Below are 18,856 nucleotides of genomic sequence, written 5' to 3'. Positions count from 1 at the left end.
GTAACGTATGGTTGGCCGTACCAACATTGGCATGGCCAACGAATATGGGAGCCGCGACCATGATCAAGCCGTTCCGTATCGACGTCCCGCAGGCCGACCTCGACGACCTTGCCGACCGGCTCGCCCGCACCCGCTGGCCCAACGAGGTCGCCGACGCCGGGTGGGACTACGGCTTCCCGCTGGCACGCCTCAAGGAACTGGCCGAATACTGGCGCACCGGCTACGACTGGCGGAAACACGAGGCCGAGCTCAACGAGCTTCCGCACTTCACGACCGAGATCGAGGGCCAGAACATCCACTTCGTCCACGTCCGCTCTGCGAACCCGGACGCGCTCGCGCTGGTCCTCACCCACGGCTGGCCGGGTTCGTTCCTGGAGTTCCTGGACGTGATCGAGCCGCTGTCGCGCGACTTCCACCTGGTGATCCCGTCCATCCCGGGTTACGGCTTCTCCGGGCCGACCCACGAGCGCGGCTGGGACGTCGTCCGGATCGCGCGGGCCTGGGCCGAGCTGATGAACCGCCTCGGGTACGAGCGCTACGGCGCGCAGGGCGGAGACTTCGGCTCCGGTATCTCGCTGGCCCTCGGGGCGGTGGCACCGCAGCAGGTCGTGGGCGTGCACGTCAACTACCTGCCGACCAGGCCCGTCCCGGACGCCGACATCGAACTGTCCGACACGGACGAGGCCCGGCTGGACAAGGTCAGGAAGCTGATGGCGAACCGTCCGCCGTACCAGGCCCTGCAGGCCCTCACGCCGCAGACCATCGGCTACGCACTGACCGACTCGCCGGTCGGCCAGTTGGCCTGGATCGCCGAGCGCTTCGCGCACTGGACGGACCCCCGCTCGCAGATCAGCGACGACCGGATGATCACCGACATCTCGCTCTACTGGCTGACCGCCACCGCGGCCTCTTCCGCCCGCCTCCACCACGACGCACCGCGGGGGCAGGGCGCGCCATGCCCGGTCCCGGTCGGCGTGGCCGTCCTCCCACACGACATCACGCAGTCGGTGCGCCCCCTCGCCGAACGCCTGTACGACATCAGGCACTGGACGGAGTTCGACCACGGCGGCCACTTCGCCGCAATGGAGGTCCCCGACCTACTGGCCGAAGACATCCACCACTTCTTCAAAACCGCAACGGCCACCCACTAGAACCCTGCCGCGTGCCTCTGAACTGCGATGGCGCTATCCAGCGCCTGCGCTGTGGCCATTTCCGGAGGATGTGCACAGCTCGTGGTACGCCTCGTGCAACTCAGCGGCCTCCGGCACGCCACGGGCTTCCACAGCCGTCATCACCTGCGTCACCCGCCAGTAGTGCGAGGGGACAAGCCGACCGCTCTCCACCGCCTCCAACGCGGTGTATGCCGCCTGTGCAGGCTGATCCCCGGCGAGCAGCGCGAGCGCCAGGTCGAGCCTTGCGGACGCCGCCCGCCGGGGACGCGCCGTGCCGCCGGCAGGCTGCTCCAACCGTGCCAGGATTCCCCGCGCGTACGATTCGGCCGCCGGGTCTCCGACCCATGCGAGCGTGGTCGCGATGTACGCCTCACGCTTCGTCGGGTCGTACCGGTAGTGGTGCTCGGGCCGGTCAGGCTGCGCGAGTGGTTCCACGAGCCGATCCACCCGATTCAAGGCGTCACGCGTCTCCGGATCGGCGCCGAGCCGTGCCCACGCGCGGCCTTCTTGCGCCGTCGCCTGGATGAACGCCGACGACGTGCGGGGTGCGACCTCCTGTGCACCCCGCGCCAGGCGGACCGCCTCCCGGCAGTCCCCGTCCGTGAGCCGCTGCCACGCGCGGGTCTCCAGTACCCACGCGAGGATCTCGGGGTGGTCGGCGTGCTCGGCGAGCTGCGCGGCGGTGCGCAGCCGCGCGGTGGCGATGAGGTCCTCACCCCGGTCGATGTCGCAGGTCGCGGCGAGCAGTGACAGCCAGCCGCCGACCACGGTCAGGCGGCGGCGCTCGGCCAGCGTCATGCGCACGTCCATGAGCGCGGCCACGTAGCCGAGGTGCCGCCGGATCCGGGGCAGCAGGTCGGCGGGCCGGGTCAGCGCGTACGCGGAGGCCAGCTCGTCCACGGCCGTCTCCAGCGCGACGAGCGTGCCGTCCCCCACCTCGCTGGCGGCGACGCGGCGCGCCAGCTCAAGCGCCTCGATCTCCTCCGCGACCCCACCACTCGGCACGGACGGCGGTGCGCAGGGACGGAGCGCGGCGAGTTCACCCCCGGCGTCGAGCAACGCGTCCAGCCGCGCGGCCAGTTCGGGGGACGGGCGCCTGCGGTCGTTGGCGATGCGCGAGAGAAACCCGTCATCGCACGGGACGAGTCGCGCGAGCTTGCGCTGACTGATCCCACGCTCCGCCATGAGCTGACGGAGCCTCTCACCGAAGGTGGCCATCGCCTCACCGTTTCGCCCCGGCTTGACCCATTACCTGACGCTGCCCGCGCGGGGAGTCAGCAGGCAGCGGCTTCCACGCTAACGCTGGCCGCGGTCAGGTGGGAGGCGAAGGGTGTCGCAGGACACGAAGACGGCCCCGGCCGGCGGGCGAACGCCGGTGGTTCCGGGGCCTTGGCCCGATGGAGGTCAGATCTGTGAACGATGCTAAGGGCGGCGCGTCCCCCGCCGAAGTGGACGTTGGTGGGCTTGCCGTCGAGTTTCTTGGGTGGACGGTCGAGGTCGTCCAGGATCCGCCGGTGTGGCGGGCGTCTCGTGACGTGGCGCCGCCGTTGGTGATCGCTGCGGGTTCGGTCGTCGAGTTGCGGACGCTGCTGGACGAGGCCGACCGGTTCGACTGCCGTCGCGCGACCCACGCTCTCGCCGAGGTTCTGCGCGGGCGAGGCGTGATCGCGCAGGTTTACGGCCAGGCCATCGTCGCCGAATCGCCGTGCGGTGTCCGGCGCACCATCGTGGCCGGGCGCGGTCTCTACCGCTGGACGTCCGGCGTGGTGATCGGTGCGATCGGTGAGGTCGCCGGGGCTGCGGAGCGTGCGCTGCGCGGGCTGGGGGCGTCGTGATGGCGAGCCGTGTGACCTGCTGGTACGGGCACGCCACGGGCAGTTGGTGGGCGGTCGCGCGTGATGGTGCGGGGCGGTGGCGGCTGGTCGAGGCCGCCTCCCAGGTCGAGCTTGGCCGCCGCCTGGTCGAACTGGGTGTGTACGGCGTGGCCGTGCCGCCCGCCCGTCCCGCCGCCGTGCGCAGCCCAGCGCCGCGCTACCACTACCTCTGACGGGAGCCGAGTTGGTGCGAGACATCTTCGGGCCTGCCGAGGTTCTGCACGCGGCGGTGCGCCGCCGCGCCCCGCAGGTCGCCGCCGCGATCGTCCTGGACGAGGAAGAGGGGCTGCGCCGGGTCCGCGTCACCTACCGCGACGCTGGGCCCTACCTCGTCGGCTGGGACGGCACCGCCTACCAGTGGCGCTCCGGGCCGGCCTCGGGCCTGCCGCTGCCCGCCGACCCCGAACGAGCCGCCGCCTTGATCGCGGCCGCTCTCGGCGCCCCCGTCCACAGGGAACCGACATAGGTCCGCAGGGCCGAAGGTCGGCCATCGGGCTCAAGGGGCCCCAGGATGGTCGGCGACGATGACCACGCCACGCGTACGCCTCCCGGCATGCCGACCTCCCCTGCAAGAGCCAGCCCGTGTCGGCCAGGAGCCGTCACAGCGCTAGGGCGTGCCGCAGTGCCTGGCCGACATCCATCATGGTGGGGATCGACAGCGCCCCTAGGTCGGCGACGATCTGGTCTCGGTACAGGGGGCCGAGGTCGTCGCAGTTGACGTATCCAACGAGCGGGTCACCAGGGCGCAAGGGGGCCCAGGATGGCAGATCGCGGCGAGTGGTGGTGATCCGCGCGACCAGGCAATCACCGATGGCGTTGTTGCGGGCGTTGTTGGACACCACCAGCCACGGCTTGAGTCCGAAGCCGAGGTTGGCGCGGTAGATCCGGCCGCGGACGGGGATGATGTTGGGGGCGGCGTTCATGCGCTCGTACCAGCATCCACCTCGTCGCCGCGATCCCAGCCACGACGGGCGGCACGGTACGCGCGGTCCTCGTCGTCCATCTCGGCCGCCCATGCCGCGTACCCGGTGGCCGCGACCTGTTGGGTGACGGCCTCCCGTCCTACGCGGACCAACGCGGCAAGGATCTCCGCGTCAGAGGCGTTCGCGCCCAGTTCCTGGCCGGTGAGCTGGGTCAGGGCCTGGCGCTCGGGACTGGCGGGGGCGTGCATGCGCTCCAAAGTGGTGACGTCTTCGGGTCCCATGGGGACACTCTTGCGAACACTCATGTCGCCAACTATACAGCAGAAGTTGCAGCATGTAATGCTGCATTACGTGCTGCTCTGCGCAGGAAGACATCGAAATGTTCGCCCGGGTCTTCGCCGACAATTGGCAGGCCAACCTCGCCATACAGGGGGAAGGTCGGGCGCTCGAACATGCCGCTGGGGCCCGGATGGTGGGCGGCTTACCGGTGTGGGCGCAGTTGATCCTGCGCGATCCGCGGACTCTTAAGGGTTTGGCTGGTCGGGGGGCTGCGCGTAGGTTGCGCTTCATGGATGAGACAGACCTGCTCAAGCGCTCTGAAGGTCCGGTCACCCGCGACCGCATTGCCCGCGACCTGGCCACGTTGGGCTTGGTCGAGGGCGACACCGTGATGTTCCATACCCGGATGTCGGCGCTGGGGTATGTCGCCGGCGGTTCGCAGACGATCATCAATGCGTTGCGGGACGCGGTCGGCGAGCAAGGCACGCTGATGGTCACGTGCGGGTGGAACGACGCCCCGCCCTACGACTTCACCGACTGGCCCGCGGAGTGGCAGGCCGTCGTGCGGGCCGGGCACCCCGCCTACGACCCCCGGCTCAGTGAGGCCGACCACGGCAACGGCCGGCTGCCCGAGGCCCTGCGCCGCTGGCCGGGCGCGGTGCGCAGCCGCCATCCGGACGTCAGCTTCGCCGCGCTCGGCCCGAAGGCCCACGCCCTGATGGACGACCACCCCTGGGACGATCCGCACGGTCCCGGCAGCCCGCTGGCACGCCTCACCGGCATGGGCGGGCGGGTGCTCATGCTGGGTGCACCGCTGGACACCATCACCCTCCTGCACCACGCCGAGGCGCTCGCCAAGGCGCCCGGCAAGCGGTTCGTCGACTACGAGCAACCGATCACGGTGGACGGTGAGCGCGTCTGGCGGCGCTTTCACGACATCGACTCCGAGAACGGCGCCTTCGACTACAGCCCGGTCGTGCCGGGGGATCAGGATCCCTTCGAGGCCATCGCCCGCGACATGGTCGCCGCCGGGCACGGGCGTCAGGGCAGGGTCGGCGCCGCCACGAGCCACCTGTTCGAGGCGCCCGACGTCGTGAGCTTTGGCGTCGACTGGATCGAAGGCAAGCTTTCACCGGCGTAGGTTTGGCGCGTGGACGTGGTCGTTGCGGTTGTCGCGACGCTGGTGGTGACGTGGGTTCCGGCGTTGCTGTGGTGGCGGCGGCAGGGGCGGGGCGGCGATCTCGGCGGGCCCGCGCGGCGGGCCACGTTCGAGACGCTGCACACCGCGTCGCGGGCGGCGCCCGCGTTCCGGGCCGGGCTGACCGAGCAGGGGGCGCAGAAGGCGGCGCGGCACCTGCGGACGCTGCTCGGGTGCCCCGCGCTCGCGATCACGGACGGGGAGCGGCTGCTCGCCTGGGACGGGGAGCACGAGCACCATGCCGAGGGCGCGCTCGGCCACGCCGAGGCGACGCTCGGGAACGGGCGGACGCAGGTCCGCGACGTGACGTGCGATCGGCTCGACTGCCCGATCCGGCGGGTCGTGGTGGTCCCGCTCGCGACGGACGACCGGGTGGTCGGGACGCTCGCCGCGTACGGCGAGGAGGTGCCCGCCGGGCTGATCCGGGCGGCGGAGGAGGTCGCGCAGTGGGTGGACGCCCAGCTGGAGCTCACCGAGCTCGACCATTCCCGGACGCTGCTGATGGAGGCGGAGATGCGGGCGCTGCGGGCGCAGATCTCGCCGCACTTCATCTACAACTCGCTGACCACGATCGCGTCGTTCGTCCGGTCCGATCCGGAGCGGGCGCGGGAGCTGCTGCTGGAGTTCGCCGGGTTCACGCGCTACTCGTTCCGGCGCCACGGGGACTTCACGACGCTGGCCGAGGAGCTGCGGTCGATCGACCGGTACCTGCTGCTGCAGCGGGCGCGGTTCGGTGAGGAGCTCCGGGTGACGCTGCGGATCGCGCCCGAGGTGCTGCCGGTCGCCGTCCCGTTCCTGTGCCTCCAGCCGCTCGTGGAGAACGCCGTCCGGCACGGGTTGCAGGACCGGTCGGAGCCGGGCCTCATCACGATCGTGGCCGAGGACGCCGGGGCCGACTGCGTGATCAGCGTGGAGGACGACGGGATCGGCATGGACCCCGAGGACGTCCGGCGGCTCCTCGCGGGGGAGCGGCGGGCGCACGCGGGCGACGCCGACACCGCCGGGATCGGGCTCGCCAACGTCGACGACCGGCTGCGGCAGGTGTACGGCGACGAGTACGGGCTGGCCGTGGAGACCGGGCCCGGCGCCGGGACGAAGGTGACCGTCCGCGTGCCGAAGTACCGGCCCGGTGTGACGGCCTCTTGACTCCCGCCCTGTTCGTTGCGTGGAATGTGGCGGACGCTACGCGGAGGACGGTGTTGTGGGGCTGCGTGTCCTGGCGGTGGATGACGAGGCGCCCGCGCTGGACGACCTCGTCCACCTGCTGCGCGCCGACCCGCGCATCGGGGAGATCCACACGGCCCGGGACGGCGCCGCCGCGCTGCGCAAGCTCGACCGGGCCCTCGCGGACGGGCGGCCCATCGCCGCCGTCTTCCTCGACATCCGGATGCCGGGCCTGGACGGCACCGTGCTCGGCCGCGTCCTCGCCCAGTTCGCCCGCGCCCCGCAGATCGTCTACGTCACCGCGTACGAGGAGCACGCGGTCGACGCGTTCGAGATCAAGGCGGCCGACTACATCCTCAAACCGGTGCGGCCGGAGCGGCTGGCCGTGGCGATCCGGCGGGTGACCGAGGTCGTCGAGGAGTCCGGGGACCTCGCCGCGGAGGCGCCCGCTCCGTCCGAGCCGGAGCCGATGCCCGTCGAGCTCGGCGGGGTCACCCGGTTCGTGAACCCGGCCGAGGTGCTGTACGTGGAGGCGCAGGGCGACTACGCGCGGCTGCACACCTCCGGCGGCAGCCATCTGGTGCGGATCCCGCTGGCGGCGCTCGGCGAGCGGTGGAGCGGCGCCGGGTTCGTCCGGGTGCACCGCAGCCATCTCGTCGCGCTGTCGGCGATCAAGGAGCTGCGGCTGGACTCGGGGCGCTGCACGATCGTCGTCGGCGACACCGAGCTGCCGGTCGCCCGCCGGCACGTGCGCGAGCTGCGCGACCTGCTCGTCCGCCGGGCGAGGCGGTCGCCCTGAGCGGCGAGGAGCGCCCGCGCGGCCCGGCCCGGGACGGGCCGGCGCCCGGCCGGACGCTGGTCACCGGGCCGCGGACCCGGACCGTCCGCCGCCCGCGCTATCCGGTCACCCGCGAGATCGACGAGCAGACCGGGCTCGGTGAGGCGTACATGCGGTCGCTGGTGCGGACCCAGCTGCGGCTCGCGACGTGGCTGTGCCTGGTGCTGGCCGCCGTCGTGTTCGGGCTGCCGCTGCTGTTCGCGCTGGTCCCGGAGGCGCGGTCGCAGGAGGTGCTCGGGCTGCCGCTGCCGTGGGTGCTGCTCGGCGGGCTGATCTACCCGTGGTTCGTCGGCTGCGGCTGGTGGTACGTGCGGCAGGCCGAGCGCAACGAGGACGACTTCGCCGATCTCGTCGACCGGGCGGAGAAACGGCCGTGAGCGCCGCGTACGGCATGGCGGGCGTCGTGCTGGTCGTCGTCGCGACCATGCTCATCGGCGTGCTCGGGGTGCGGATCTCCCGGACCACGTCCGACTTCTACGTCGCGTCCCGGACGGTGACGCCGCTGCGGAACGCGTCCGCGATCGGCGGCGAGTACCTGTCGGCGGCCTCGTTCCTCGGCATCGCCGGGCTGATCCTCGCCTACGGCGCCGACATGCTGTGGCTGCCCGTCGGCTGGACGGGCGGCTACCTCGTCCTGCTCGTGCTGGTCTCGGCGCCGCTGCGCCGCTCGGGCGCCTACACGCTGCCGGACTTCGCCGAGGCGCGGCTGGAGTCCATGGCGGTGCGCCGCGTCGCGAGCGTCCTCGTCGTGCTGATCAGCTGGCTCTACCTGCTGCCGCAGTTCCAGAGCGCCGGGCTCGTGCTGCGGACGGTCACGGGCGCGCCGGTGTGGACGGGCGGCGTGCTTGTCGCGGTCGTCGTCGCCGGCAACGTGCTGTCCGGCGGCATGCGCAGCGTCACGCTCGTCCAGGCGTTCCAGTACTGGATGAAGCTGACCGCGCTGGCCGTCCCGCTGGTGTTCCTGCTGCTGGCGTGGAGGCACGACGGCGCACCCGGCCTGTCCTCGGACGTTCCGCCGCAGTTCAAGGAGCAGACGACCGTCTCCGTCGGCATGGCGGTCACCGTGAACGTCCGGACGCCGGTCGACGTGGTCGTGGACGGGCGGGTCGACGGGCGGCCCTACTCCGGCGCGGCCGTGCGGCTCGACCCGGGGGAGCACCGGTTCCAGCAGGACGCGTCCGTCACGTTCCCGGCCGGCGCCGACGTCCCGCACGTGACCGGACGGCCGGTGAGCACCGACCGGGAGTGGGCCCAGCCGCTGGACAGCCGCGACCACTCCCTCTACGCCACGTACTCGCTGATCCTCGCCACGTTCCTCGGGACGATGGGCCTGCCGCACGTGCTCGTCCGCTTCTACACCAACCCGAACGGGCGGGCCGCGCGGCGCACGACCGTGATGGTGCTGTCGCTGCTCGGCGCGTTCTACCTGCTCCCGGCCGTGTACGGGGTGCTCGGTCGCCTGTACACCCCCGAACTGCTCATGACGGGACGGGCGGACGCCGTCGTGCTGACCCTGCCCGGACGGCTCATCGGCGGGGTCGGCGGCGACCTGCTGGGCGCGCTCGTGACGGGCGGCGCCGTCGCGGCGTTCCTGTCCACCTCGTCCGGGATCACGGTGTCCGTGGCGGGGGTGCTGGCGCAGGACATCCTGCGCGGCGGGGTCCGCTCGTTCCGGGTCGGGACGCTGCTGGCGCTCGTCGTCCCGCTGTGCCTGGCGATCGCTGCCCGGTCCCTCGCCGTCGCGGACGTGGTGGGGCTGGCGTTCGCCGTCGCCGCCTCCACGTTCTGCCCGCTGCTCGTGCTCGGGGTCTGGTGGCGGCGGCTCACCGTGCCGGGCGCGCTCGCCGGCCTCGCGATCGGCGGCGCGCTCGCGGGCACCGCGGTCGTCGTGACGATCGCGGCCGGGCCGCCGTCCGGGCTGCTCGGCGCGCTGCTCGCCCAGCCGGCCGCCTGGACGGTCCCCGTCGCGTTCGCCGTCATGATCATCGTGTCGCTGTGCACGCAGGGCCGCGTGCCGCCCGGTGTCGCGCGCATGATGGTGCGCCTGCACACTCCGGAGTCGCTCAGCGTCGACCGGGGCACGTGGCGCCCGCGGCGGGTCTGACCGTTCATCGCGCCAGATCGACCGTTCGCCGACGGGCGCGGCAGGCCGTCGACGGTGAATGGCAGCTGAACGCAGCCCCGGCGTTGACCCCTCGCTCGCCCCTGGCCAGGTCCTTAGCGTGGCGCGTGACCGGCGTCACAACACAGGAGGGCCCTCGTGTCCGTCGATAAGAGCGCCTCCGGCACCGTCTATGAACGGTTCCAGGGCACCTCGGAGTTCCAGGAACTCCGGCGCAGATTTCGCAGGTTCGTATTCCCGATGACCGTGGCGTTCCTCGCCTGGTACCTGCTGTACGTCGTCCTGTCAGGATGGGCGCGCGACTTCATGGGCCACAAACTGGTCGGCTCCATCAACGTCGCGCTCGTCTTCGGGCTGCTCCAGTTCGTCTCGACGTTCGCCATCGCGTACTGGTACGCCAAGCACGCCGAGCGCAAACTCGACCCGGTCGCCGACAAGATCCGCAAGGACATCGAGGCCGAGGCGGCGCCGGCCACCGACGCGACGGCCGGAAGCGCGGAGGACGCCCGATGAGCAACGAGACCCTGTCGATCATCCTCTTCCTGGTGTTCGTGGCCGCCACCCTCGCGATCACCGTCTGGGCGAGCCGCAACACCAAGACCGCCACCGACTTCTACGCCGGCGGGCGGTCGTTCTCCGGCGCGCAGAACGGCCTCGCCATCGGCGGCGACTACATGTCCGCCGCGTCGTTCCTCGGCATCGCCGGACTGATCGCCCTGTACGGCTATGACGGCTTCCTGTATTCGATCGGGTTCCTCGTCGCCTGGCTCGTCGCATTGCTCCTCGTCGCCGAGCTGCTGCGGAACTCCGGCCGGTTCACGATGGCCGACGTGCTGGCGTTCCGGATGAGCCCGCGGCCCGTCCGCACCGCCGCCGGGGTGTCCACCATCGTCGTGTCGATCTTCTACCTGCTGGCGCAGATGGTCGGCGCGGGCGCCCTGGTGGCGCTGCTGTTCGGTTTCACCAGCGATTTCGCCAAGGGCGCGACGATCGCGCTGGTCGGCGTGCTGATGATCGTGTACGTGGTGTTCGGCGGCATGAAGGGCACCACCTGGGTGCAGATCGTCAAGGCCGTCCTGCTGATGACCGGCGCCACCCTGATCACGCTGCTGGTGCTCGGCAACGCCGGGTTCAACTTCAACGACCTGCTGAACGACGCCGCCGAAAAGAGCGGCAAGGGCGGCGCGTTCCTGGAGCCCGGCCTGCGCTACGCCACCGAGGAGTCGGGGCTGTCCGGCAAGCTCGACCTGATCAGCCTGGGACTCGCGCTCGTGCTCGGCACCGCCGGGCTGCCGCACATCCTGATCCGCTTCTACACCGTCCCGACCGCCCGCGACGCCCGCAAGTCCGTGCTGTGGGGCATCGGCATCATCGGCGCGTTCTACCTGCTCACGCTGGTGCTCGGGTTCGGCGCCGCGGCGCTCGTCGGGTCCAAGGAGATCGCCGCTGAGAACCCGGCCGGCAACACCGCGGCACCGCTGCTCGCCAAGGAGATCGGCGAGATCGTCTTCGGTGACGCGGGCGGGACGATCCTGCTCGCGGTCATCGCGGCGGTCGCGTTCGCGACGATCCTCGCGGTCGTGGCGGGCCTCACCCTCGCCTCGTCCTCGTCGTTCTCGCACGACCTGTACGCCCACGTGTTCCGCAAGGGCAAGGCCACGGAGCGGGACGAGGTCCGCGTCGCCCGCATCTCCGCCTTCGTCATCGGAGCGGTGTCGATCGTCCTCGGGATCTACGCGCAGCGGCTCAACGTCGCGTTCCTCGTCGCCCTCGCGTTCGCGGTCGCCGCGTCCGGCAACCTGCCCGCGATCCTCTACAGCCTGTTCTGGAAGCGGTTCAACACCACCGGCGCCGTCGCGGCCATCTACGGCGGCCTCGGCTCGGCGATCTTCCTGGTCGCCTTCTCGCCGGTCGTGTCGGGTGACGAGAAGGCCCTGTTCACCGACTCCGACTTCAGCTGGTTCCCGCTCAGCAACCCCGGGATCATCTCGATCCCGGTCGGCTTCCTCGCCGGCTTCCTCGGGACCGTCCTCAGCAAGGAGTACAACAACGAGAAGTACGCCGAGATCGAGGTCCGCTCCCTGACCGGAGCGGGCGCCGAGGGGGCGGTGAAGCACTGATCCCCTAGAGCCGAGCCGATCCCGTCCCCGGCGGCCGAGCAGGGCGCCCCACCCCCGTACGCCGGACGGGACACGGCTCGCCGCGCGGGCGACCGTCGCCCGGTTCCGCGCGGCCGCGGCCCCGTCCCCCTCACGCCCCCGGGACGGGGCCGCCTCTCGTCTCCCCGCAGGTCAGCCCGCGCCGCGGACCTCCTCCTCGACCCGCCCGGCTGACCCGGGCGCCTCCCGGCCGCTACGGTGACGGTCCATGGCCCCCCAACGCTTCGGCTTGAAGCTCACCCGCGCGCAGGACGTCTCCCGCTGCACGGCCGGGCTGCTGCGCTTCGCGACGCCCGCCGAGATGGACGTGCTGATCGGGATGCTGCCCAACCTGCACGTCCGGCGGGCGGGACGCAGCCACGGGCTGGTGAACAGGGTCGTGCTGGAGGCGCTGCTGCGGCGCGGCGGGCCCGGCGACCTGGACCTGCTCGTCCAGTACGCGCTGGAGGCCGGTGGCCCCCCGTCCCTGCTCGGCCGCCTGCTCGATCTGGACGACCCGGAGGTCAACGCGAACCTGCTGGACGCCGCGACCGCGCTCGGCGGCGTCCCGCGGAACCTGCGGCGCCAGCTCGCCCACCAGACCTCGCGCCGGGACGGCGTCACGCCGCTCCCGCTGCCCGCCGCGACGCGGCAGGGGCTCCTGTCCGGGATGGGCGCGTCGGGCGCGCTCGACCACGCGATGCTCTACTCGGCCGACCCCGACATGGCCGGGACGGCGCTGTGGTTCCTCGGCGCGGGCGCCGATCCGCACGGCGCCGTCCAGGCGTGCCGGACCCTGCTCGACGCGCACCGCGGTCACGTGATCAGGCAGCTCGTCGAGGCGGGACGGCTGCCCGCCTACCAGTGGGGGCCCGCCGAGTCGCTGCCGAGCGTGCTCGCGTACGCGCAGGCGGCGCTGGAGTCGGGGCAAGGGGAGTGGCGGCTGCGCGACCTCTCCGACCAGGCTCGCAAGGCCGAGTTCCTGCGGTCGGTGGCCGAGATCGCCGACGCGGCCGGGTGCGAGCCGTGGCGCGGCGAGCCGCTCGTCCGCACGGTGGTGCACCGCCGCCATCCCGGCATCCCGCGCGTCGGCTGGGACGACGTTCTGGCGGACGAGCCGCGCCGGCGCGCGAAGGAGGGCCCCATCCCCCGCCGCGCCGCCCGGTTCATGGCGAGACGTACCGATGCTCCGCTCGAACTGCAGCGGGCGGTCGTCGCCGACCACCCGGACCTCGCCGCCCTCGTGTGCGACCCGGATCCGGTCCTGCTCGCCGACCTGTGCGGGCACGAGTCGCGTCCGGGCTCGGACGTGCTGGCGAAGGTCGTCGGGAACGGCATGGCCGCCGGGACGCTGACCGCCGAGTTCGTGGTCGCGACCGTCCCCGGGGAGGCGCTGGCGGACGTCGCGGAGTCGCTGTGGCTGCCCGGCCTGCGCGGCACGGCGCAGATCCGGGCGAAGCTCGGCCTGGACGGGGACGTCCCGCTGGCCCCGCTGTTCGTCGACGAGACCGGCGACGGGCGCACGAGGCGCCTGCGGGAGCCGGGGACGCGGCTGCACTGGGACCCCGAGGCGATCTACGGCACGTACGCGGCCCGGGTGCTGCGCGAGGTGGAGGACCCCACCGCCGATCTGGTGCTCTCCGTCGCCGAGGCGGACATGCTGCTCGCCCCGGCCGACGGCGCCTTCCCCGACCCGCGCGTCCTGCGCCGCCTGGCCGAGCACGTCGACCGGCATCTCGGCGGGCGCCCGGACGCGTGGAGGGTGGCGCTGAAGCTGCTGGGCGAAGGGTTCGCCGGGACGCTGCCCGAACTGATCGCGACCGCCGGCGCCGTCACCAGTTGACCACGCGGTAGTCCTTCAGCAGGCAGCCGTACGGCGGGTCGCCGTCGCGCTCGCCGCGCACGATCGGGTCGTACACGCGGGCGGCGGCGTCGACGACGTCCAGCGGCGGGCGGAACCCGGCGGCGGCGCGGCGCTCCCGGTCCGCGGTCGGCTGCTGGTCGGTGAACCAGCCCGGGTCGACGCTGGTCACGTAGACGCCGTGCTCGGCCAGCTCGGACGCCACCGTGCGGGTCATCATGTTCAGCGACGCCTTCGCCATGTTGGTGTGGGGGTGCTCGGCGCCCTTGTAGAAGCGGTCGAACTGCCCCTCGACGGCCGACACGTTCACCACGTACCGCCGCGGGTGCGCGGACCGCTCCAGCAGCGGGCGCAGGCGTCCGAGCAGGAGGAACGGCGCCGTCACGTTGATGAGCTGCACCTCCAGCAGTTCGACGGGGCCGATCTCGTGCACCAGCCGCGTCCAGGAGTTGTCCGTGGACGGGTCGGGGAGCAGGCCCGCCACGTCGACCGTCCCGTCCCGCGTCGCGACCGGCAGGGGCACCGAGCCCGGCAGCGTCACCGAGCCTGGCGAGGCCGTCGAGCCGGGCGGCGTCACCGGGCCCGGCAGGGCGGCGACGCCCTCGCCCTCCAGCAACCGCGCGTACGACTCCGGCGGGTGGCGGAGCGTTTGCGCGGCGTGATTCACGAGGATGTCGAAAGGCTCGCCCTCCGCGACCAGGCCGTCACACCAGCGGACGAGACCCGGAATGTCGCGCAGGTCCATTCCGGTGATCGTGAGCCGGTCCCACCATTCCTCGCGGTCCGGCACCTCGGAGAACCGGCGGCGCGCGTCGGCCGGGAACCGGGTGAGGGCGGTGACCGCGGCGCCGTCCCGCAGCAGCTTCAGCACGAGCTCGAAGCCCGCCTTCACCCGGCCGCCCGTGACGATCGCGCGGCGTCCCGTGAGGTCGGCGCGGGCGCCGCGGCGCTCGTGGTGCTCGTCCGCGCAGGGCGGGCACAGCCGGTGGTAGAAGGCGTCCGCCTCCCGGAAGTTCGCCTTGCACACGTAGCAGCTGACCAGGCCCTTGAGCGGGATCCGCGGCCGGGCGGCCTCCCGGGGCGGCTCCACCGGGACGCCCTCCTCGCGGCCGGGGTCGCCGGTCGCCGTCCCCGCCAGCACCCGCGCGTCCGCCGCCGCGCGCCGCCGCCGGGCCGCCGCCCGCTCCCGGTCGCGGGTGCGTTTGACGAACGCGCCGGCCGCCGCCCGCACCCGTTCCAGATCGGGATGCCCGTCCGGCTCGTCCGCGAGTTCGGAGAGTTCGGCAAGGACGCGCAGGCAGGTCCGTACATCCTCTTCGCGCATACCTGCCATTAAATCGGGTGAATCCGGGCCGGAACGCCCGGCCATTGGATCGGCGGGCGGGCGCCGGGTTAAGATCAAAAAACCGGCGCGCGGATGTCCGGCCTGGCTGGAATTCGCGGGTTTGGCTCTGGCTTCCGCCAATTGTGCCCAAATGGTGGCGCTCCGTTCCCCCCGCGAGGAAGCCGCACGTTCATATCGTCATGTCTGGGGAGCGTGTGCATGCCCGTGGAATCGGAGGGGGCCGTCCTCGCGGCGAGCCCGCATATCGGGGAGGCGGAGATCGAGGCCGCGGTGCGCGTCCTGCGCAGCGGCCGGGTCGTGCAGGGGCCGGAGGTCGCGGCGTTCGAGGAGGAGTTCTCCGCGATCGTCGCGGGACGGCACTGCGTGGCCGTCAACTCGGGGACGTCCGCGTTGCAGCTGAGCCTGCTCGCGCTCGGGATCGGCCCCGGCGACGAGGTCATCGTCCCGTCGTTCACGTTCGCGGCCAGCGCGAACGCCGTCCGCCTGACCGGCGCCGAACCGGTCTTCGCCGACATCGAGCCGGGCTCGTTCTGCGCCGACCCGGACGCCGTCGCCGCCGCGGTCGGCCCGCGCACCGCGGCGATCATGCCGGTGCACCTGTACGGTCACCCGGCGGCGATGGACCGCATCGGGCCGCTCGCGGAGCGGCACGGCCTCGCCGTCGTGGAGGACGCCTGCCAGGCGCACGGCGCCGCCCTCGGCGACGTCCCGGCCGGGGCGATGGGCACGGCCGGCTGCTTCAGCTTCTACCCGACCAAGAACATGCACTCCCTCGAAGGCGGCATGGTCACCACGGCCGACGCCGGGACCGCCCGGACCCTGCGGCTGCTGCGCAACCAGGGCATGGAGCAGCGGTACGCCAACGAGATCGTCGGCGCCAACATGCGGCTCACCGACGTCGCCGCCGCCATCGGCCGCGAGCAGCTCAAGCGGCTGGCGGAGTGGACCGAGCGGCGCCGCGCCAACGCCGCCCTGCTGGACGCGAAGATCACCGCCGCGGTCACGCCGCCGGTCGCGCCCGGGGCCCGGCACGTCTACCACCAGTACACCGTCCGGGTCCACAACCGCGACGCCGTCCGGCGGCACCTGGACGAGCGCAGGGTCGGCCACGCCGTCTACTATCCGACGCCCGTCCACCGGCTGCTCCCGTACCTGAAGGACGGGCGGCCGGATCCGCGCTGGGACCTGCCCGAGACCGAGCGCGCCGCCGCGGAGGTGCTGTCGCTTCCCGTGCACCCGGCGCTCACCGGCGAGCAGCTCGCGCGCGTCGCCGACGCCGTCAACGAGACCGGGGCGGCGCTGTGAGCGCGCCGCTGCGCGCCGGAATCATCGGCTTCGGCGTGATGGGACGCAACCATGCCCGCATCCTCACCGGGCTGGAGGGCGTGGACCTCGTCGGCGTCGTCGACCCGGCCGGACGGCCGGACCGGGTCCCGCACGGTGTCCCGCTGCTGGAGTCGGTCGCCGAGCTGGTGGAGCTCGGGATCGACTACGCGGTGGTCGCCTGCCCGACGGCGCTGCACGCGGAGGTGGGGCTGGCGCTGGCCGAGGCCGGCGCCGGCGCGCTCATCGAGAAGCCGCTCGCGGAGTCGGTGGAGACCGCCGAACGGCTGGTGGCGGCGTTCGAGTCGCGCGGCCTGGTCGCGGGCGTCGGGCACATCGAGCGCTTCAACCCGGCCCTGCAGAGCATGCGCACCCGGCTGGAGGCGGGCGAGCTCGGCGAGGTGTTCCAGGTCGTCACCCGCCGCCAGGGGCCCTTCCCGCACCGGATCTCCGACGTCGGCGTGGTCAAGGACCTCGCCACCCACGACATCGACCTGACCGCGTGGGTGACCGGCCAGGACTACGTGACGATCTCCGCGCACACGGTCGCGCGCAGCGGCCGCCCGCACGAGGACATGGTCGCGGCCGTCGGGCGGCTCGCCGACGGCTCCATGGTCAGCCACCTGGTGAACTGGCTGAGCCCGCTCAAGGAGCGCACCACGGTCGTCACCGGCGACCGCGGCTGCTTCGTCGCCGACACGCTCACCGCCGACCTGACCTACTACGCCAACGGCGAGATGAGCACCGAGTGGGAGGCGCTGCGGGCCTTCCGCGGCGTGTCCGAGGGAGACATGATCCGGTACGCGATACCCAAGCGCGAGCCGCTGCTGGTCGAGCATGAGCGCTTCCGCGACGCGTTCCGCGAGGGCGCCGACGGCCACGTCGTGACGCTGCGGCAGGGCCTGCGGACGGTCGAGGTGTCGGCCGCCGTCCTGGAGTCGGCCAAGCTCGGCAGGACGGTCTCGCTCCCCTCGCAGGTAGCGCAGGAGAAGCCCGAGGAGCCCCAGGAGCCCCAGGACCAGCAGGAGGTGGCGGGTGCCGTCTAAGCCCGACGTGACGGTCATCGTCGCGGTCTACAACACGATGCCGTACCTGACCGAGTGCCTGAAGTCGCTGGCCGAGCAGACCATCGGCCCCGAACGGATGGAGGTCGTGGCGGTCGACGACGGCTCCACCGACGGCAGCGGCGCCGAGCTGGACCGGTTCGCGGAGGAGTACCCGGACGTCTTCACGGTGCTGCGGCAGGCGAACTCCGGCGGCCCGGCGGCACCCAGCAACCGCGCCCTGGACGTCGCCTCCGGCCGCTACGTCTACTTCGTCGGCGCGGACGACCACCTCGGCACCGAGGCGCTGGAGCGCATGGTGGCGGCTGCGGACGAGTGGGGCTCGGACGTCCTCGTCGGCAAGATGGAGGGCGTCAACGGCCGGGCCGTGCGGCGTCCCGAGCTGTTCGCGGAGAACCGTCCCGAGATCGACCTGTACGACTCGGTGCTCCCGTGGGTGCTGTCGAACTGCAAGCTCTTCCGCCGCGATCTCGTGGAACGGCACGGGCTGCGCTTCCCCGAGCACATGCGGATCGGAAGCGACCAGCCGTTCACCCTGGAAGCGTGCGTGCGCGCCCGGCGGATCTCCGTCCTGGCGGACTACACCTGCTACTACGCGGTGCTGCGCGAGGACGGCGGCAACATCACCCAGGGCGCCGTCGACGTCCACACCAGGCTCGAATGCGCGGAGAGCCTCTTCGGTGTCGTCGCCGGCCTGCTGGAACCGGGCCCCCGGCGGGACGCGATCCTGAAGCGCCACACCCGGTGGGAGCTGACGATGCCGACCCGGGAGGGGTTCCTCGACCTCGACCCCGAGGCCCGGCTCGACGTCTGCGCCCGCGTCGGGCGGCTCGTCGAGGAGTACGTGAGCGACGACGTCCTCTTCACGCTGCCGATCGTCCGCCGGGCCAGGCTGCGGCTCGCCCAGCTCGGCGCGGCGGACCTGCTGTGCGAGGCCATCCGGGCGGGACGGGACGGGCACCCCTACCCGATCGTCCTCAAAAACGGCCGGACCTACCTCGCCTACCAGGGCTTCGAGGACTCCGAGCTCGCCCTCCCGGACGAGCTCTACGAGATCACCAAGGGCATGCGCAAGCGGCTGGCCCAGGAACTGCGCACCGTCCGGGCCCGGCGGGACGGCGACATCGTCGAGCTCACCGTGCGGACCCCGTTCACCGGTCCCGATGCCGCGGACCCCCCGGTCGTCCGGCTCGCGCTCGCCCCGCGCGGCGGCCGGGAACTCGTCCACTTGGACGAGGCCGCCGTCACCCGCGACCCTCGCGACGACGGGCTCCACCTGACCGCGCGGATCCCGGTGGCGCTGCTCATCGGACCCGGGCCGGCGCGGCACGACCTGCGCCTGCTCCTCCGCGCGTCCGGCGAGACGCACGACGCCGCCGTCCCCGCGGACCTGCCGGAGCCGGTCGGCGGGCTGGTCTGGCACCGGGCCAGACCGCACCGGCTGTCGGTGACCGGCGACACCCGGCACGGCACGGTGCTCGACACACGTCCCGTCCGCCCGGCCCGCGCGGTCGCCACGCGGGTCCGGCGTGCGGCGTCCTCTGGAGGTGGGTAG

General features: G+C 72.6%; 19 protein-coding genes. 15 read left to right on the top strand and 4 right to left on the bottom strand.

Translation table 11 applies throughout. From position 1 onward, the window contains the following. Positions 1-59 precede the first annotated feature (59 nt). On the top strand, positions 60-1,151 hold the full coding sequence (locus tag ABGB11_RS29765; RefSeq protein ID WP_347638127.1) for an epoxide hydrolase family protein: 1,092 nt from the start codon (positions 60-62) through the stop codon (positions 1,149-1,151). A 33-nt stretch (positions 1,152-1,184) separates the two neighbouring features. On the opposite strand, the gene ABGB11_RS29760 is transcribed toward ABGB11_RS29765, so the two are convergent. Then, positions 1,185-2,390 carry a helix-turn-helix transcriptional regulator gene (locus ABGB11_RS29760; protein WP_347638125.1) on the bottom strand — a complete coding sequence of 402 codons (1,206 nt, stop codon included), beginning with the start codon at positions 2,388-2,390 and terminating at the stop codon, positions 1,185-1,187. Between the two features lie 179 nt (positions 2,391-2,569). Here ABGB11_RS29760 and ABGB11_RS29755 point away from each other — a divergent pair, with 179 nt between their 5' ends. Genes ABGB11_RS29755 through ABGB11_RS29745 form a run of 3 tightly spaced genes read left to right on the top strand, consistent with a single transcriptional unit; the run spans position 2,570 to position 3,512 of the window. Then, entirely contained in the window at positions 2,570-3,007 is a 438-nt protein-coding gene (locus ABGB11_RS29755) for a hypothetical protein (RefSeq protein ID WP_347638123.1), read from the top strand. Further along, the gene (locus ABGB11_RS29750; protein WP_347638121.1) at positions 3,007-3,219 is read left to right on the top strand and encodes a hypothetical protein; all 213 of its coding nucleotides are present in this window, start codon (positions 3,007-3,009) and stop codon (positions 3,217-3,219) included. Before ABGB11_RS29755 ends, ABGB11_RS29750 begins: the two co-directional genes overlap by 1 nt. Before the next feature lie 14 nt (positions 3,220-3,233). After that, positions 3,234-3,512 (top strand): hypothetical protein, encoded by a 279-nt coding sequence (locus tag ABGB11_RS29745; RefSeq protein ID WP_347638119.1) that lies wholly within the window; start codon positions 3,234-3,236, stop codon positions 3,510-3,512. 133 nt (positions 3,513-3,645) lie between these two features. On the opposite strand, the gene ABGB11_RS29740 is transcribed toward ABGB11_RS29745, so the two are convergent. Continuing rightward, on the bottom strand, positions 3,646-3,969 hold the full coding sequence (locus ABGB11_RS29740) for a type II toxin-antitoxin system PemK/MazF family toxin (RefSeq protein WP_347638117.1): 324 nt from the start codon (positions 3,967-3,969) through the stop codon (positions 3,646-3,648). Further along, positions 3,966-4,274, bottom strand: a complete 309-nt coding sequence (locus ABGB11_RS29735) for a hypothetical protein (RefSeq protein WP_347638115.1) — start codon at positions 4,272-4,274, stop codon at positions 3,966-3,968. Before ABGB11_RS29735 ends, ABGB11_RS29740 begins: the two co-directional genes overlap by 4 nt. Before the next feature lie 263 nt (positions 4,275-4,537). On the opposite strand from ABGB11_RS29735, the gene aac(3) reads away from it, so the two are divergent. The 8 genes from aac(3) (at position 4,538) to ABGB11_RS29695 (ending at position 13,551) form a co-directional block, all read left to right on the top strand. Then, positions 4,538-5,389, top strand: a complete 852-nt coding sequence (gene aac(3) / locus ABGB11_RS29730) for an aminoglycoside 3-N-acetyltransferase (protein ID WP_347638267.1) — start codon at positions 4,538-4,540, stop codon at positions 5,387-5,389. A 9-nt stretch (positions 5,390-5,398) separates the two neighbouring features. Next, positions 5,399-6,592: a histidine kinase gene (locus ABGB11_RS29725; protein ID WP_347638113.1), complete on the top strand. Its 1,194-nt coding sequence runs from the start codon at positions 5,399-5,401 to the stop codon at positions 6,590-6,592. Between the two features lie 55 nt (positions 6,593-6,647). Next, a complete protein-coding gene (locus ABGB11_RS29720) occupies positions 6,648-7,409 on the top strand; it encodes a LytTR family DNA-binding domain-containing protein (RefSeq protein WP_347638111.1) in 762 nt (253 codons plus the stop codon). 149 nt (positions 7,410-7,558) lie between these two features. Next, positions 7,559-7,825 (top strand): DUF485 domain-containing protein, encoded by a 267-nt coding sequence (locus ABGB11_RS29715; RefSeq protein ID WP_347638109.1) that lies wholly within the window; start codon positions 7,559-7,561, stop codon positions 7,823-7,825. Then, complete coding sequence (locus ABGB11_RS29710) at positions 7,822-9,552, top strand: cation acetate symporter (protein WP_347638107.1); 1,731 nt, start codon at positions 7,822-7,824, stop codon at positions 9,550-9,552. The genes ABGB11_RS29715 and ABGB11_RS29710 overlap by 4 nt, the downstream gene beginning before the upstream one ends. Before the next feature lie 156 nt (positions 9,553-9,708). Further along, on the top strand, positions 9,709-10,083 hold the full coding sequence (locus ABGB11_RS29705) for a DUF485 domain-containing protein (protein WP_347638106.1): 375 nt from the start codon (positions 9,709-9,711) through the stop codon (positions 10,081-10,083). Next, positions 10,080-11,690: a cation acetate symporter gene (locus ABGB11_RS29700; protein WP_347638104.1), complete on the top strand. Its 1,611-nt coding sequence runs from the start codon at positions 10,080-10,082 to the stop codon at positions 11,688-11,690. Before ABGB11_RS29705 ends, ABGB11_RS29700 begins: the two co-directional genes overlap by 4 nt. A 247-nt stretch (positions 11,691-11,937) precedes the next feature. Beyond that, positions 11,938-13,551: a hypothetical protein gene (locus ABGB11_RS29695; protein WP_347638102.1), complete on the top strand. Its 1,614-nt coding sequence runs from the start codon at positions 11,938-11,940 to the stop codon at positions 13,549-13,551. Here ABGB11_RS29695 and ABGB11_RS29690 read toward each other — a convergent pair. After that, positions 13,541-14,893 carry an SDR family oxidoreductase gene (locus tag ABGB11_RS29690; RefSeq protein WP_347638100.1) on the bottom strand — a complete coding sequence of 451 codons (1,353 nt, stop codon included), beginning with the start codon at positions 14,891-14,893 and terminating at the stop codon, positions 13,541-13,543. The genes ABGB11_RS29695 and ABGB11_RS29690 overlap by 11 nt on opposite strands. Positions 14,894-15,112: 219 nt before the next feature. Between ABGB11_RS29690 and ABGB11_RS29685 the strand changes: the two genes are divergently transcribed. Genes ABGB11_RS29685 through ABGB11_RS29675 form a run of 3 tightly spaced genes read left to right on the top strand, consistent with a single transcriptional unit; the run spans position 15,113 to position 18,856 of the window. Beyond that, entirely contained in the window at positions 15,113-16,219 is a 1,107-nt protein-coding gene (locus ABGB11_RS29685; protein WP_347638098.1) for a DegT/DnrJ/EryC1/StrS family aminotransferase, read from the top strand. Beyond that, entirely contained in the window at positions 16,216-17,283 is a 1,068-nt protein-coding gene (locus ABGB11_RS29680) for a Gfo/Idh/MocA family oxidoreductase (RefSeq protein WP_347638096.1), read from the top strand. The genes ABGB11_RS29685 and ABGB11_RS29680 overlap by 4 nt, the downstream gene beginning before the upstream one ends. Next, positions 17,273-18,856, top strand: a complete 1,584-nt coding sequence (locus ABGB11_RS29675) for a glycosyltransferase (protein ID WP_347638094.1) — start codon at positions 17,273-17,275, stop codon at positions 18,854-18,856. Before ABGB11_RS29680 ends, ABGB11_RS29675 begins: the two co-directional genes overlap by 11 nt.

This window comes from Actinomadura sp. B10D3, from assembly GCF_039871695.1.
GTDB lineage: Bacteria > Actinomycetota > Actinomycetes > Streptosporangiales > Streptosporangiaceae > Spirillospora > Spirillospora madurae.
This window is presented reverse-complemented; position numbering and strand designations above follow the sequence as displayed.

What these genes read in the sequence shown, in the direction of transcription:
- ABGB11_RS29765 (WP_347638127.1), top strand. Translation starts at nt 60, where the DNA reads ATGATCAAGCCGTTCCGTATCGACGTCCCGCAGGCCGACCTCGACGAC.
- ABGB11_RS29760 (WP_347638125.1), bottom strand. Translation starts at nt 2,390, where the DNA reads ATGGCCACCTTCGGTGAGAGGCTCCGTCAGCTCATGGCGGAGCGTGGG.
- ABGB11_RS29755 (WP_347638123.1), top strand. Translation starts at nt 2,570, where the DNA reads ATGGAGGTCAGATCTGTGAACGATGCTAAGGGCGGCGCGTCCCCCGCC.
- ABGB11_RS29750 (WP_347638121.1), top strand. Translation starts at nt 3,007, where the DNA reads ATGGCGAGCCGTGTGACCTGCTGGTACGGGCACGCCACGGGCAGTTGG.
- ABGB11_RS29740 (WP_347638117.1), bottom strand. Translation starts at nt 3,969, where the DNA reads ATGAACGCCGCCCCCAACATCATCCCCGTCCGCGGCCGGATCTACCGC.
- ABGB11_RS29735 (WP_347638115.1), bottom strand. Translation starts at nt 4,274, where the DNA reads ATGAGTGTTCGCAAGAGTGTCCCCATGGGACCCGAAGACGTCACCACT.
- ABGB11_RS29715 (WP_347638109.1), top strand. Translation starts at nt 7,559, where the DNA reads ATGCGGTCGCTGGTGCGGACCCAGCTGCGGCTCGCGACGTGGCTGTGC.
- ABGB11_RS29700 (WP_347638104.1), top strand. Translation starts at nt 10,080, where the DNA reads ATGAGCAACGAGACCCTGTCGATCATCCTCTTCCTGGTGTTCGTGGCC.
- ABGB11_RS29695 (WP_347638102.1), top strand. Translation starts at nt 11,938, where the DNA reads ATGGCCCCCCAACGCTTCGGCTTGAAGCTCACCCGCGCGCAGGACGTC.
- ABGB11_RS29690 (WP_347638100.1), bottom strand. Translation starts at nt 14,893, where the DNA reads ATGCGCGAAGAGGATGTACGGACCTGCCTGCGCGTCCTTGCCGAACTC.
- ABGB11_RS29685 (WP_347638098.1), top strand. Translation starts at nt 15,113, where the DNA reads ATGCCCGTGGAATCGGAGGGGGCCGTCCTCGCGGCGAGCCCGCATATC.